Below are 14,772 nucleotides of genomic sequence, written 5' to 3'. Positions count from 1 at the left end.
CGATGCCCGGACGCGTCGCGATGTCGTGGCTCTGCTTCGCACTGGCGGCGTTGCCCGTCCTCGGCGCGCACGCGGCGCCGCCGTTCCGGTGGCCGGAAGGCCGACGCGCGGCCGCGAGCCTGGCCTACGACGATGCGCTGGATTCGCAGCTCGACATCGCGATTCCGGCGCTCGATCGCCACGGGTTCAAGGGCTCGTTCTACGTGCCGCTGGCGAATCCGCCGATTGCGACGCGGCTTGCCGACTGGCGCGCCGCCGCGCGCAACGGGCACGAGCTCGGCAACCACACGCTGTTCCACCAGTGCTCCGGTGCGGGCGCTGACCGCGACTGGGTGCCACCGGAGCGCGACCTCGACACCACCACCGCCGCGCAGATGCGCGATCAGGTTCGGCTTGCGAACACCATGCTCGACGCCATCGACGGGGCCGGTCCGCGACGCACGCTCACCCTGCCCTGCGGCGAGTCGAAGGCGAGCGACGGCGACTATGCCGCGCTGGTGAAGAACGGCTTCGTGGCGATCAAGGTCGGTGGGGGCGCGGTGACGCCGGACATGGCGACGCTCGATCCCGCGGCGGTCCCCGTGGGCGCGCCGGCCGGACTGACCGGCAAACAGCTGATCGCGATGGTCGAGGACGCCGGGCGGCGTGGCACGATGGTGAACTTCACCTTCCATGGCGTCGGCGGCGATTACCTCACCACCAGCGCGCAGGCGCACGAGGAGCTGCTCGACTACCTGGCCCGCCACCGCGACCGCTATTGGGTCGATACTTTCCTCAACGTGATGACGTACGTCCGGCAGCAGCGGCCACCCGCCGCGGCGCCCTGAAAACCCCTTCCGCAGCGGCACAAGACCGAGAAGAGCCCGCATGAACCAGCAGCGCCACCTGTCCTACCCGGCCGCGATCGCCATCGTCAGCCTGATCTTCTTCGCCTGGGGCGGCATGACCAGCCTCAACGACGTGCTGATCCCGCATCTGAAGGCCGTGTTCGCCATGAACTACGCGCAGACGATGCTCATCCAGTTCACGTTCTTCGGCGCGTATTTCCTGATGTCGCTGCCGTCGGGCTCGATCGTGTCGCGGCTGGGGTACAAGCCCAGCATCGTGATCGGCCTGCTCACCGCGGCGGTCGGCGCGCTGCTGTTCTATCCGGCGGCGAAGCTGCCTTCGTACGGCGTGTTCCTCACCGCACTGTTCGTGCTCGCCAGCGGCATCACGCTGCTGCAGGTGGCCGCGAACCCGTATATCAGCCTCCTCGGCAACCCGGCGACGTCGCACAGCCGGCTCAACCTCGCCCAGGCACTGAACTCGCTGGGCACGACGGTGTTCCCGTTCTTCATCGGCCCGCTCATCCTGTCCGGCGCCGTGCTGGGCACCGAGCAACTCGCCGCGATGACGCCCGAAGCGCTGGCGACCTACCGCACGGCGCAGGCGCAGTCGGTGCAGGTGCCCTACGTGCTGCTCGCCGCCGGGTTGGTGCTGATGGCCGTGCTTGTGTTCGCGCTGCGCATCCCGCCGCTGCGCGAGGCCACCGACGCGGCCGACGGCCGCCATCACACCTACGCCGAGGCGCTGCGTCGTCCGCACCTGCGCTGGGGCGTGCTGGCGATCTTCCTGTACGTCGGCGCCGAAGTGTCGATCGGCAGCTTCCTGATCAACTACATGGCGATGCCGGACATCGGCGGGCTGAGCGAAGCCACGGCGAGCCGTTACCTCGTCTGGTACTGGGGCGGCGCGATGGTCGGCCGCTTCATCGGCGCGGCGCTGATGACCGTGGTCGACGCGCGCAAGCTGCTGGCGCTGTTCGCCGTCGTCGCGGCCGTGCTGCTGGCCATCACGATGGGCAGCAAGGGCAGCATCGCGTTGTGGAGCGTGCTGGCGATCGGCCTGTTCAACTCGATCATGTTCCCGACGATCTTCACCTCCGCCATCGAGGGCATGGGCCCGCTGACCGGCAAGGCCTCGAGCCTGCTGGTGATGGCGATCGTCGGCGGCGCCGTCATTCCGCTCGCGCAGGGTGCGCTGGCCGACCACATCGGCATCCAGGCCGCCTTCTTCCTGCCGCTCGCCTGCTATGCGTACATCGCGTGGTACGGCCTGCACGGTTCGCGCCTGGGCGTGCAGGCGCTGCCGCACGACGCGGTGCAGACGCCGGTGCGCGCGATGCATTGAGCGCGTGCCTCGAACGCCCGCTCACTCGGCGGGCGTTGACGGCACCAGCATCCCCGGCGGGCTCGTCAGCCATTGCGGGCCCGCCAGCGCGGCGTCGTATCCGGTGTCGTACAACGCGGTCATTCCGGCCGGATCGAAGAGGATGGGATCGGGCACTTCGACATCTTCCGGGATCGTCACCCAGTGGAAGTTGCTGCCGTTGCGCTGCGCGATGGCGAACTCGCGGAACAGATCGCCGACCATGCCGGCGCGTCCGGCAGTCTCGATGACCCGCATCGCGATGCCGCGCATGGAGCGCTCCGTCGGCTTCGGACGCGGATGCAGCTGCCCGTTGTGGATCAGGAAGGTGTCTTCGTAGGGCCTGAATCGTCCCGCGCGCCGATAGATCTCCGTCGGATTGAAGATGCCGGAGTTCATGAATACGTTGGCGCCGATGAAGCCATCAACGTGCATCTCGTCGTAGCGCTTCCGATTCGCCTCGACCTCGAACATAACCGGCGGAAAGACCAGCGGGATCGCCGCCGATGCCAGCATCACGCGGCGGAACAGATCGTCCCCGGCGGGCGTGCCGTACGTGGCGATCAGTCCCATGTTCCACACGACGAAGCGGCGCGAGTCGAGGTCGACGGTGCCGACGTACAAACGCCTTCCGCCAAGATGCGCCGCGGCGACGTCGCGCAGCAGCGCGTGGTCGATGTGGCGCGCGATGAGCGCTTCCAGCGGCGCGGTGCTCGCCAGCGAATCGCGACGCAGCAGTGCCATCAGCGGCGATCCGGCGGTAAAGACGTCGGGCGCGGTCGTCGTCGTATAGAACCGATGGAGCGCGCCGTCGTACTTCGAACCCAGGAACGCGAACGGCGCCATCAGCGCACCGGTGGAGACGCCCGTGACGATCTTGAAGACCGGCCGTTTCCCCGTGCGCGTCCAGCCGTTGAGGAAACCCGCGCCGAACGCGCCGTTGGCACCGCCGCCCGACAATGCTAGATGCGGATAGCGCACCGCGCCGTCGGCATCCGGTGGGAAGTCCTCTCGCGATTCCTGCTCCATCGACTGTTCGAAATCGCGCTGCATCAACGCATTGGGCCGCCCGGCGAAGGCGCGCGCGTCGGGCATGCCGGGAATCATCGCGACCGGCGTCTGGTCCGCGGGCACGGGATTGCGGGGGATCGTCACGCAGGCGCCGAGGCAGGCGACGCACGCGACCAGCAGCATGGCAGGCACGAAACGCGCCGCGCGACGCGCGAGGGTGACTTGGGCTGGCAGCGAGTCAGGGGCCATGCAGTTCATCTCATGCCGGTGCCAACAACATCACCGCCGCAGGCCCTCCGTCTCCGCCGACGTATCCGAAGCGGTGCCGGTCGCCCGCGACGGATCGACCGCATCGACCCACCCGCCTCCCATCGCGCGGTAGACCTGCACGAGCTGCGTGTTGCGTTCGGCACGCACGCGCACCAGTGCGATCTCCGCGGCGAACAGCTCGTTGTCGGCGATCAGCACTTCGACATAGCCCGCCATGCCGTACTCGAACTTCAGCCGCGACAGTCGCGCCGATTCGCGCAGCGCGGTCACGCGCGCCGCCTGCCGCGCCAGTTCCTCCTCCTTCTTCACCGAACCGGTGATCGCATCGTCCGTTTCGCGGAACGCGTTGAGGATCGTCTGCTGGTAGACAAGTACCGCTTCGTCCTTCTGCGCCTCCGCGGAACGCACCTGCCCCTTGATCGCGCCGAAGGTGAAGATCGGCCCCGCGAGGTTGGCGCCGACCAGCCACGCGCTGGCCGGACCGGTGAGGAAGTTGCCGAACGACGTGCTCGTCGAGCCCAGCGCGCCGGTGAGCGTGAGGTCCGGGAAGTACAGCGCACGCGTGGCGCCGATGTTCGCGTTGGCCGCGACGAGGTTCTGTTCGGCCTGCAGGATGTCGGGCCTGCGCTCGAGCAACGAAGACGGCAGATCGGCCGGAATGCGCGGCGGAACCAGCTGGTCGATGGTCAACCCGCGCGGGATCGCACCGGGGTTTCGTCCCAGGGTGATCGAGATGAGGTTCTCGACGGCGGCGATCTGCTGTTCCAGCACGGGAATCGTCGCCAGCGCCTGCTCGTGCTGCGATTGCACCTGCGACACCTCGGTCTGCGACACGACGCCCGCCTTGTGCCGCAGGTCGAAGATCCGCGCCGTCTCGCCGAAGTTGTGGGCCGTCGCTTTCGCGATCTCCAGCTGGCGGTCCAGTTGCCGCAGCGTGATGTAGCTGATCGCCACGCTGGTCACCAGCGAGAGCAGCACGCCCCGTCGCGCCTGTTCGCTCGCATACACGCGCGCCTGCGCCGCCTCGTTCAGGCGCCGCACGCGCCCGAACAGGTCGATCTGCCAGGTCGCGCCCAGTGAGCCCTGATACAGCGTGAAGTACGGATCGCCGCCCGCCGGGATCGGCGGCTGCCCCACGCGGCTCGCCTTCGCGCGGGAGGCATCGACGTCGTACCCCACCGTCGGGAAGAAGCGCGAGCGCGTGGCGGTGAGCGCGCCCAGGAACTGTTCGACGCGCGCCGCGGCGACGCGCACGTCGAGGTTTTCGGCGAGCGCGGCCGCGATGAGATCGTCCAGCACCGGATCGTTGAACGACGTCCACCACCGGGTATTCGCAACGACCTGCGCTTCTGCGGGCTGCACGCGCCAGGCGCCGGGTGCGTCGATCGTCGGACGTGCGTAATCGGGACCGAGCGTGCAACCGGCTGCGAAGACCAGCAACGCCGTGGTGATCAGGAGTCTCATGTCGATACCTCCGCGGCGCGCCGGACAAGGGGCATTGCGATGGCGCGGATCGCGTTCATGGCGCGCGCAGCGTCCAGTAGAAGGCCGCGGCGATCAGCAGCAGCGCCACGCTCGCCACGTGCCAGCGCCGCACGACGATGTCGCCTTGCTGGAAGGTCGTCGCGATCCGGCCGGCGACGCGCTCTAGACCGCGCAGCATCGCGCCCACGTCGCCTGCGGGAACCGCCGGCCACCTGATGCCAGTGCGCGTCATTGCCAACGCCAGCGCGCCACCGGCCAGCACCGGCCACAGCGACGACCACAACACCGACGCCGCCAACAACGCCGACGCCGTGCCGATCGGCGTGGCGACGTAGATCCACCACGGCACGAACACGCAGGCGGCCGCCATCGCGAACCACGTCCACGAGAACCGTGCGGAGAGATTCGCGTCGACGGCAAGCCTGCGCAGCAGATGGCACATCAACCACGCCGTTGCCACCGACGACGCGACCGCCAGCGTCGCGAACGCACCCTCGCCGAAGACGTCCTTCGCTGCGTACTTGGCGACGAAGCCGCCGGTGAGCGGAAGGCCGGCGAGGCCCAGCGCGATGACGCCCGCCGGCACGAGCACGGCACGTGCGCGCGTCGCCGGGACGGCATCGACGCAGAGGAACAGCGTGCCCTTCACCAGCAGGTGGTGCACGGCATAGAACGCGGCGATCAGCGGTGTGGCGGCGTTGCCCTTCGCCAGCCCCATGCCGACGATCGCCATGGCGAATCCCATCTGGCTGACGCTGGAATACGCGAGCACGAGCTTCGGGTTCGACCGCGTGACGCCGATCGCGACGCCGTACAACGCGCCGAACATCCCGACGCATGCCAGCGGCAGGCCGAATTCCGGCAATGCGGTGTCGAAGGGAAGCTGGCGCACCATTGCCAGCAGGCTGGCCTTCACCACAGCGCCGCTCAGCACCGCGGCGGCAGGCACCGGCGCGGCGCCGTACGCCAGCGGCATCCAGAAATGGAACGGCACCAGGCCGGCCTTGATGCCCAGCCCCAGGATGAGCAGGACCAACGCCACGTCGCGCGATTCCGATGACGCCAGCGTGGTTGCGACGTCGGCGATCAGCAGGCTGCGCGATGGAGACGCCTGAACGGCGAGGATCAGTCCCGCAAGGAGGAACGCTTCGGCGAACAACGCGACGCCGAGGTAGATCGCACCGGCACGCAGTGCCTGCGCGCCCTGTCCTTGCAGCACCAGCCCGGTCGCGCCGACGCTGAGCACCGCGAGCAGGAAGTAGAAGCCCACCACGTCGGCGGCGAGGAACACACCGACGCAGCCGGTCAGCGTCATCAGCCAGGCGACGACGAACGCGCCAGCGTCGGGCCTGCCGACCAGATAACGGCGCGCCTCGACGCCGGCGACGATCCACAACAAGGCCGCGGCGCCCAGCAGCATCGCGCCTGGCACGTCCAGCGCGAACACCAGCGCGAAGCGTGCCGGGCCGATGCGCAGCGGCACGTCATGCGAAGCGAGCAGCGCCGCCATCAATGCCGGCAGCGGCGCGAAGGCCAGTAACGCCGGCATGCGCGAACGCAACTGCGAGGGCGCGCATGCAAGCAGCAGGACGAATGGCGTAGCGAGCGCGGCGGCGATCCATGCGTTCATGGCGCCACCCATCCGGTGTGTGGACGTCCCACGCGCATCAGGTCGGGCGGAGCCAACGCGGCTGCGCCCAGCAGGAACGAACACAACGCCAACGCGAGCACCACGCCTTGCTGATAGCCCGGCACCGCGCGTTTCGGCGTCCAGCCAACAGCCGCCGGCGCCATCGCGTGCATCACCACGGTGAAGACGTAGATGCTGGTCAACAGCCCGCCGATGAGCATCGCGAGCGCCCACCACCACTGCGCGGTCGAGAACGCCGCCGACATCAGCAGCCACTTCGCGAGGAATCCCCCAGACGGCGGCAGCCCGATGAGCGACGCGCCCGCGAGCGCGAAGGCAAGCATCGTCATCGGCAACGCGCGCCCTGCCCCGCGCAGTTCCGCGACGCGGTCATGCCCGAGCGTGGCGTAGATCAACCCGGCCGCCATGAACATCGCCGCCTTCGCGGTGGCGTGCGAAATCGCCTGCAGCATGCCGCCCGTCACGGCCGCGGTGTCGTCCATGTGCGCCGCGCGTGCACCGGCCGCCAGCGGAAACATCAGGAACAGGTAGCCGATCTGGGCCACCGTCGAATAGGCGATCAACAGCTTCAACCGTACCTGCTTCAACGCGACGAGGTTGCCGGTAACGATCGCGGCCACGCCGAGCCCCGCGAGCCACTGCGCAGCCGACCACGTGACGATGCCCGGAAATACATCGAGCCACAGTCGCACCACCAGGAACCACGAACCTTTGATGACGAGCGCCGACAACACCGCGCTCGCCGCCGCAGGTGCGCCCGCATGCGCTGGCGGGAGCCACAGGTGCAGCGGAAACAGCGCCGTCTTCGCCAGCAGGCCGGCGGTCATCAGTGCGGCAGCGCTCCAGGTGAGCGGACTGGCGGCGACGCGCTCGCCCAGCATCGCGATGTCCAGCGTGCCGTACGCGCCGTAGAGCAGGAACACGCCGAGCAGGTACACCATCGAACCGAGCAGCGCGAACACGAGGTAGCGCAATGCGGCACGGAGCGTCTCGCCGCGACCGTCCAGGCAGACCAGCGGCACGCCGGCAAAAGTCAGCAGCTCAAGCGCGACGTACAGCGTGAACACGTCGCCGCTGACGAAGACGAGGTTCAACGCGCCCCATGCGGCCATCAGCAGCGACCAGAACGTCAGCGATGCACGCGTTTCGCGCGTGCCGACCGGTGTACCGAAGTCGTTGCGCGCGTAGACCGCGACGCCGGCGATCACAACGCCCACGGCGAGCATCATCGCCACCGACAGCCCATCGGCCCGCAGCGCCACGCCGAGCGGCGGCGCCCAACCGCCCAGCAGGTACACCATCGGCTGACCGGAGGCGAGCACCGCACGCGCGATCTCGAATGCGATCACGAGCCCCGCGCCGACGGTGGCGAGCGCGACGCGTTCGGCGTTGCGTCCGCCCAGCACCAGCCCCGCCATGACGGCGACGAACGGCGCCAGCACGGCGAGCACGAGCAACAGTCCGCCCGACGTCGTCACCGCCGCCCTCCTCCACGCGCGCGGATGTCACGCCCCGCGGCCATGGCGATCCGTCCGCGGGGCATCGTCGTCTTCATCGAGCGTCGTGCGTCCTTCGACTTCGAACAGGCGCACCAGCAGGGCGACCGCGAGCGCCGATGCCGCGAACGCCACCACTATCGCGGTGATCAGCAACGCCTGCGGCACCGGATCGCCGCCCATGCCCGGCATCGCGCCACGGCGCGCGATCACCGCGCAGACCAGGAACACGCCGGTGCCGATGATGTTGAACGCGAGGATCTTGTGCAGCGGCTGCGGGTTCACGATCAGGCCGTACAGCCCGATGCCGATGAGCCCCGCGGCGCAGTAGCCGAGCCACGTCTCGTTCATCGGACGCCCCCCGCATCTCGCGGCGCACCGGCCAGCAACAACGCGAGGATGACCGCCAGCGACGGCATCAAGGCGATCTCGATAACGACGATCAGCGATTTCGCCGCACCATCCGGATAGGCGAGAAACGCGCCCGCCATCCGCGCGCCGTAGAGCCCGATCGCGACGAACACAAGCGGCCCGGCGACCAGGCACGCGCGCAGCCCGATGCTGCTGACCGGGGGTGCGCGCGTGAGGCCCGCCATCATCACCAGCAACCACATCGACGCCAGGATGGTCGCGCCCTGGAACTTGCCGCCCGGTGCGTCCGCACCGACCCAGAGGATGTACACGGCGATGACGATGCCGATGGGCGGCAGCACGCGTGCGACATAGGCCAGCACGCCCCGCGGATCGGCGTCGTGCGAGACGTCCGGCGGCTGCCCCCACGCCGCATCCGGCGTGAGCGACCACACCGCGATCAAGGCGAACAGCAGCACGATCGCCTCAAACAGCGTGTCCATCGCGCGGAACGCCAGCAGCACGGCGGTGATCGGGTTGCCGACGACAGTCGCAGGCAGATGCTCGGCAACGAGCGGCGCCAGCGTCGGCGACGGTTCGGGCAACAGGCGCAGGCATACGATCAGGACCGCCGTCACGCCGATCGATGCGGCGATCGCCAGCACGCGCACCGCGAGTCCACGCTGCATCCGCACTTCGGCATAGCCGCCGCCGCGCAGGCGCGATGCCGCGCCGATCAGCAGCGCGCCCGTCAATCCTGCACCGATGGCCGCTTCCGTCATCGCCACATCGACGGCCGACAATCCCACCCACGCCAGCGTCAGCAGCAGGCCGTACGCAATGAAGCCCGCGACTGCCGCGAACGTCTCGCGCGCAAGCACGATCCACAGCGCGAGACCGAGGATCAGCGCGATCAACGCCAGTGTCGGCGCGCCGTTCATGGTCGCCTCGCCTCGTGCACGGTGCGCGCGATGAGCTGCGATACCGCCGCCGACGCCCACATCAGCAGGCCCCAGATCAGGACGAGCTTGATGCCCATGACGACGCTGTCCGCCTGTGCCACCAGGCCGAGCACCACCAGGCCAAGACCGAGGTTGTCCGCCTTGGTCAGCGCATGCAGTCGCGTGAGCGAATCCGGGAATCGCAGCAGGCCCACGGTCCCGGCGAGGAAGAACAGCGCGCCCGCGCTCACCGCGGCGACGGTCCACGCATCGAGCACGCGTTCGAGCAGCGCGCTCACGGCCGCCTCGCCGGGCTCGCGCCCTTGACGAACATGATCGACGCGAACGCCGCCAGCAGCGCGAGGATCAGTGCGACGTCGGTGACCGCCGTCGCCCCGTTCGATGCACTGAGCAGCAACGCTGCGATGCCGCCACTGCCGAGCAACTGCGCTGCCATCATGCGTTCGGCATCGCCGGGCCCGCGCAGGATGCGGACCAAGCCGATGGCGACGACCAGCAGCACGAATGCCGCTGCAGCGAAGAGGAAATCAGCCATCGCGATCCTCCTGCGCGGGCGTATCGCCCGGGATCAGGGCGCGGGCAAACAGATGTTCTTCGCGCTTCAGTTGTTCGACATTCGGAAGCCGGACGTCGAGGCAGTGATAGACGAGTGCGTCGCGCGTCTCGCCACACGGCACCGAGCCGGGCACGAGGCTGGTGATCGCGGCGAAGGTGTTGCGCGTCAGGCCGCGAGGAAAGTCCACCTTGCACTCGACGAAACCGGGCGCCATCGGCATGCGCGGAGAGAACGCGCGACGCGCCACATCCAGGCCCGCGAGCACCGACTGCCACAGGAAGTGCGGCGCCAACGACAGCAGCGCAACGAACCGCAGGTGACCGGCCTGCGGCGCCAGCAATCGCAGACTCGCCATCGTCGCAAGCGTGGCGGCGATCGCGCCGAACAGCAGATCGACCGGCTTCGCGCTCGGCATCAGCACGATCCATAGCGCGAAGAAGCAGATCGCACGCGACATCGCGGCGGCATGCCAACGGCGGCGGGCGCGGACCGGCACGCTACACCTCCTCTTGGGCGCGCGGCGGCGTGTCTTCCTTTCCGAACACCGTCACGTAGAGCACGGGCAGGAAGATCAGCGTCAGCACCGTCGCCACCAGCAGGCCGCCCATGATCGCGAACGCCATCGGGCCCCAGAACACCGTGGGTGCGATCGGTATCAGGCCCAGCACGGTGGAGATCGCGGTGAGCATCAGCGGTCGCATGCGCGAGGTCGCCGCGCTCGACACCGCCTCCATCACGCTCATGCCGGAAGCGCGATCCGTCTCGATCTGCACGATCAGGATCACCGCGTTCTTGGCGATCATGCCGATGAGCGCAAGGATGCCGAGGATCGCCACGAATCCCAGCGGCCGATTGAACAGCAGCAGCGCGCCGACGACGCCGATCAGGCCCAGTGGCAGTACGCACACCACCATCGCCAGTCTCCGGAAACTTACCAGCAGCACCATCATGCTGACCAGCATCAGCAGGATCATCACAGGCACCACGGCGTACACCGACTGGCTGGACGCGTTGCTTTCCTCGTACAGGCCGCCGGTTTCCACGCGGTAATGCTTGGGCAGGCGCTTGTGGAACGCCTCGATCTTCGGCGCGAGCGACTCGACGACGTCGTCGGGCAGCACGTCGCGGTTGACGTCGGCGCGTACCGTCAGCGTCGGCACGCGGTCGCGGCGCCAGACCAGCGGAAACTCCTGTTCTTCGTTGAACGTCGCGAACTGCGCGAGCGGCACCATGCGACCCGTTGTCGTGGGCACCTGCAGCGCCGACAGCGTCTGGAACGAAGCGCGCTGGTCGTCTGCGGCGCGTGCGACGACGCTCACCAGGTAGATGTCGTCGCGCACCTGCGTGATCGGCGTGCCGGTGATCGCCGCATTGAGCACGCCCGCGAGCGCGGACGAACTCACGCCGAGCTGGCGCGCCTCGTCCTGGTCCACGTGGATGCGCACCTGTCGCGCGGGCTCCATCCAGTCGTAGTTGACGTGGCGCACGCGCGGGTCCGAGCCCACCACGCCGGCCAGTTCGAGGGAGATCTGACGCAGCTGATCCACGTCGGGTCCGCTCACGCGGTACTGCAGCGGCCATCCTACGGGCGGGCCGAGTTCGAGCGGCGAAACGCGGGCGATGACGTCGGGAAACTGTTCGGCCAGTTCCTTCTCCAGCATCTGGTGCAGGCGCTCGCGTGCCTCCAGGTCCTTCGCCACGATCACGAACTGCGCGAAGAACGGATTGGCCAGCTGCACGTTGAGCGTGAGGATGAAGCGGATCGCGCCGCGGCCGACGTAGGTGCTGTAGTGGTCGACGTCGGGATTGCCGTTGAGCAGCGCTTCCAGCCGTTTGGCCTGGGTTTCCGTCGCGAAGATGGACGCGTTCTGCCGCAACGTCATGTCGACGGTGAGTTCGGGCCGGTCGGACGCCGGGAAGAACTGCTGCGGCACGAAGCGCAGCAGGAATAGCGCCAGCACGAACGCCGCCACGGTGGTGCCGATGGTCAGCCATCGCGCCGCGATCGCGCCGCGCAGCAGCTTGCCGTACGTATCCACGATGCGGCTGGGTTTCGGATCGGCGCGCTTGTCGGGCACTTTCAGGATGGCCTTGCCCAGCAGCGGCGCGAAGATCACCGCGCCGAGCCACGAGACGATCAGCGAGATCGCCACCACGGCGAAGATCGAGAACGTGTACTCGCCCGCCGAACTGCGCGCGAATCCGATCGGCACGAAGCTCGATATCGTCACCAGCGTGCCGATGAGCATCGGCGCTGCGAGCGTGCGGTAGGCGTAGGTCGCCGCTTCGTCCTTGCTGTCGCCCATGCCCAGGCGATTCATCATCGCGTCCACGGTGGTCATCGCGTCGTCCACCAGCAATGTCAGCGCGATGATCAAGGCACCGAGCGAGATGCGGTGAAGGTCGATGTTCGCCATGTACATCACGGTGAACACGATCGCCAGCGTGAGCGGGATCGACAGCGCGACCACCGTGCCCGGCCGCACGCCCAGACTCACGAAGCTGCAGACCAGGATGATGATGATCGCCTGCCACAGCGACGCCATGAAATCATCGATCGACACTTCCACGGTCACGGCCTGGTCTGCGACCAGCACCGGCTCGATGCCGATGGGAAGGTCGGCGCGGATGTCGGCCATCTCGCGGCGGATGTTCTCGCCCAGCGCCAGGATGTCGCCGCCCACGCGCATCGCGATCGCGAGTCCTATCGCGGGCTTTCCGTTGACGCGGAACATCGGCTGCGGCGGATCCACCGTGCTGCGGTGCACGCGCGCGATGTCCCCAAGGCGGACGATGCGGTCGCCGACGACGAGGTTGAACGATTCGATGTCGGCCTCGTTGTCGAACGCGCCGCTGACGCGCAGGAACAGCCGCTCCTGCGGCGTCTGGATCACGCCGGCGGGGCGCACGATGTTCTGCGTCTGCAAGGCAGCGATGATCGTGCGGAAATCCAGCCGCATGCCGGCCATGCGCTCGGTCGAGAACTCGATGTAGATCTGCTCGTCCTGCGCGCCGAGCACCTCGATCTTCGACACGTCCGGCAGGTTGAGCAGGCGCGCGCGGATCGCTTCGACCTCGTCGCGTAGCTGCCGAAACGTGAATCCGTCGGAGGTGAACGCGTAGATCGTGCCGAACGTGTCGCCGAAATCGTCGTTGAAGAACGGGCCGACCACGCCCGCCGGCAGTGTGCCTCGGATGTCGCCGATGTTCTTGCGCACCTGGTACCAGACGTCGGGCACTTCCTCGGGCGTCGTCGACTGCTCCAGTTCGACGAAGATCGTCGTCTGCCCCGCCGTGGTGTAGCTGCGCACGCTGTCGATATGGCGCGTTTCCTGGAGCTTGCGTTCCAGCCGCTCGGTGACCTGCGGAAGCATCTCCTCCACGGTCGCGCCCGGCCACCCCGCGCCGACCACCATCGTCCGGACCGTGAACGCGGGATCCTCGTCGCGCCCCAGCCGCATGAACGACATCACGCCTGCCACCAGCGCGATGATCATCAGAAACACGACCAGCGAGCGCTTGCCAAGCGCCCATTCCGACAGGTTCGGACCGATCACGGCTGCGCCCCGCCGGGCGCCGCCTCACCGGACTTCGCGGGCGTCGACGTCGCTTGATCGAAGCGCACCTTCTGCCCGGGATGCAGCGCGTGCACGCCGGCGGTCACCACGATGTCGCCCTGCTCCAGCCCCGAGGCCACCATCACGCTGGACGGGCTCGACGACTGCACCGCGATCTGCCGCATCGACACCGTGTGTGCTTTCGGATCCACCACCCACACCGCCGTGCGGCCGCCCGAACGCATCACCGCGGCCGCCGGCACTTCGATGCCGAGCACGGCGTCGAGCTTGATGCGGCCGGTGACGGTACTACCCATTCGCATCGCGGCCGGCGGGTCGATCAATCCCACCTTCACGCGGAACGTGTTTGTGACGGGGTCGGCGCGCGGCGCGACTTCGCGCACGCGCCCGCGCGCGGTGACGCGCGGGTCGGCGGTCAGCATGACGAGCACGTCGGTGTCGGCCGGCGTGCTCTCCTTTACCGCGGCGGGCACGTCGAACGCCGCGTCGCGCCCGCCTTCGCGCGCGACCTGCACGATCATCTGGCCTGCGGCCACGACTTCGCCGGGCTCCGCGCCCTGCGCCGTCACCACGCCGGCCACGTCGGAACTCAGGCGCGTGTAGCTCAGCCGGTTGTTCGCGAGGTTGACCTGCGCCTGCGCCGATTCGGCCTGCGCCTGCGCGGCCTTGCGACTGGACTGCGCCTGGTCGAATAACGCGCGCGACACCGCGTCCTGCGCGACGAGGCCGCGCATCCGGATGAAGTTGTTCTCCGCTTCCACCATCTGCGCCTGCGCGCCGGATTGCTGCGCGCGTGCCGACTGCAGCGCGCTTTCCTCGTCCTGCGTGTCCAGGCGCGCGACGAGCTGCCCGCGCCGCACTTGATCGCCGACGCCGACCAGGCGATCGGTCATGCGCCCGGAAATGCGGAACGACAGGTTGATTTCGCTCTGCGGCTGCACGCTGCCGATGAGCGCGACGGTGTCGCCGCTGAGCCGCTTGTCGGTGATCATGACGCGGACCGGGCGGACTTCCTGCGCCTCCTCGTCGTCGCCGCGTCCGCACGCCGCCAGCGCGAGCACGGCAAGTGCTGCGGCCAGCATGCAACCGTTGCGGGAACGCCGGAAGGCTCGGATGGAAGGCACGGCGTCGACTCCCTCTCGATGGACCGGCGCGCGTCGGTTCCGCCGCTCGCGAACGAGGGCCCGGTCGCCTCCTGACGGCGATTGGCGCCAGCAGGGCG

Annotated in this window: 13 protein-coding genes; 2 read left to right on the top strand and 11 right to left on the bottom strand. The window is 68.5% G+C overall.

Translation table 11 applies throughout. The features are described from left to right. Positions 1–2 precede the first annotated feature (2 nt). Together GOY17_RS08885 and GOY17_RS08880 are read left to right on the top strand one after the other, a co-directional pair. Positions 3–827, top strand: a complete 825-nt coding sequence (locus GOY17_RS08885) for a polysaccharide deacetylase family protein (RefSeq protein WP_157030102.1) — start codon at positions 3–5, stop codon at positions 825–827. A gap of 40 nt (positions 828–867) precedes the next feature. Next, positions 868–2,172: a sugar MFS transporter gene (locus GOY17_RS08880; RefSeq protein ID WP_115842171.1), complete on the top strand. Its 1,305-nt coding sequence runs from the start codon at positions 868–870 to the stop codon at positions 2,170–2,172. Positions 2,173–2,193: 21 nt separating this feature from the next. On the opposite strand, the gene GOY17_RS08875 is transcribed toward GOY17_RS08880, so the two are convergent. The 11 genes from GOY17_RS08875 to GOY17_RS08825 are packed head-to-tail and all read right to left on the bottom strand — an operon-like array spanning position 2,194 to position 14,632. Further along, the gene (locus GOY17_RS08875; protein WP_198173874.1) at positions 2,194–3,450 is read right to left on the bottom strand and encodes a patatin-like phospholipase family protein; all 1,257 of its coding nucleotides are present in this window, start codon (positions 3,448–3,450) and stop codon (positions 2,194–2,196) included. Positions 3,451–3,480: 30 nt separating this feature from the next. Next, positions 3,481–4,935 (bottom strand): efflux transporter outer membrane subunit, encoded by a 1,455-nt coding sequence (locus GOY17_RS08870; protein ID WP_157030101.1) that lies wholly within the window; start codon positions 4,933–4,935, stop codon positions 3,481–3,483. A 55-nt stretch (positions 4,936–4,990) separates the two neighbouring features. After that, the gene (locus GOY17_RS08865; RefSeq protein WP_198173873.1) at positions 4,991–6,586 is read right to left on the bottom strand and encodes a proton-conducting transporter transmembrane domain-containing protein; all 1,596 of its coding nucleotides are present in this window, start codon (positions 6,584–6,586) and stop codon (positions 4,991–4,993) included. Further along, positions 6,583–8,085 carry a complex I subunit 5 family protein gene (locus tag GOY17_RS08860; protein ID WP_198173872.1) on the bottom strand — a complete coding sequence of 501 codons (1,503 nt, stop codon included), beginning with the start codon at positions 8,083–8,085 and terminating at the stop codon, positions 6,583–6,585. Before GOY17_RS08860 ends, GOY17_RS08865 begins: the two co-directional genes overlap by 4 nt. 27 nt (positions 8,086–8,112) lie before the next feature. Further along, positions 8,113–8,454 (bottom strand): NADH-quinone oxidoreductase subunit K, encoded by a 342-nt coding sequence (locus GOY17_RS08855; RefSeq protein ID WP_157030099.1) that lies wholly within the window; start codon positions 8,452–8,454, stop codon positions 8,113–8,115. Beyond that, complete coding sequence (locus GOY17_RS08850) at positions 8,451–9,395, bottom strand: hydrogenase subunit MbhD domain-containing protein (protein ID WP_157030098.1); 945 nt, start codon at positions 9,393–9,395, stop codon at positions 8,451–8,453. Before GOY17_RS08850 ends, GOY17_RS08855 begins: the two co-directional genes overlap by 4 nt. Then, positions 9,392–9,694, bottom strand: a complete 303-nt coding sequence (locus GOY17_RS08845; protein ID WP_198173871.1) for a cation:proton antiporter — start codon at positions 9,692–9,694, stop codon at positions 9,392–9,394. The genes GOY17_RS08850 and GOY17_RS08845 overlap by 4 nt, the downstream gene beginning before the upstream one ends. Then, entirely contained in the window at positions 9,691–9,951 is a 261-nt protein-coding gene (locus GOY17_RS08840; protein ID WP_157030097.1) for a monovalent cation/H+ antiporter complex subunit F, read from the bottom strand. Before GOY17_RS08840 ends, GOY17_RS08845 begins: the two co-directional genes overlap by 4 nt. Beyond that, the gene (locus GOY17_RS08835) at positions 9,944–10,468 is read right to left on the bottom strand and encodes a Na+/H+ antiporter subunit E (protein WP_157030096.1); all 525 of its coding nucleotides are present in this window, start codon (positions 10,466–10,468) and stop codon (positions 9,944–9,946) included. The genes GOY17_RS08840 and GOY17_RS08835 overlap by 8 nt, the downstream gene beginning before the upstream one ends. A gap of 1 nt (position 10,469) precedes the next feature. Continuing rightward, entirely contained in the window at positions 10,470–13,529 is a 3,060-nt protein-coding gene (locus GOY17_RS08830; protein ID WP_157030095.1) for an efflux RND transporter permease subunit, read from the bottom strand. Continuing rightward, a complete protein-coding gene (locus tag GOY17_RS08825; RefSeq protein ID WP_157030094.1) occupies positions 13,526–14,632 on the bottom strand; it encodes an efflux RND transporter periplasmic adaptor subunit in 1,107 nt (368 codons plus the stop codon). The genes GOY17_RS08830 and GOY17_RS08825 overlap by 4 nt, the downstream gene beginning before the upstream one ends. Positions 14,633–14,772: the final 140 nt, after the last annotated feature.

The sequence above is a fragment of the Lysobacter soli genome, assembly GCF_009755585.1.
GTDB lineage: Bacteria > Pseudomonadota > Gammaproteobacteria > Xanthomonadales > Xanthomonadaceae > Lysobacter_J > Lysobacter_J soli.
Note: the sequence above shows the minus strand (reverse complement) of the source record. Positions and strands in the feature narration are given on the sequence as shown.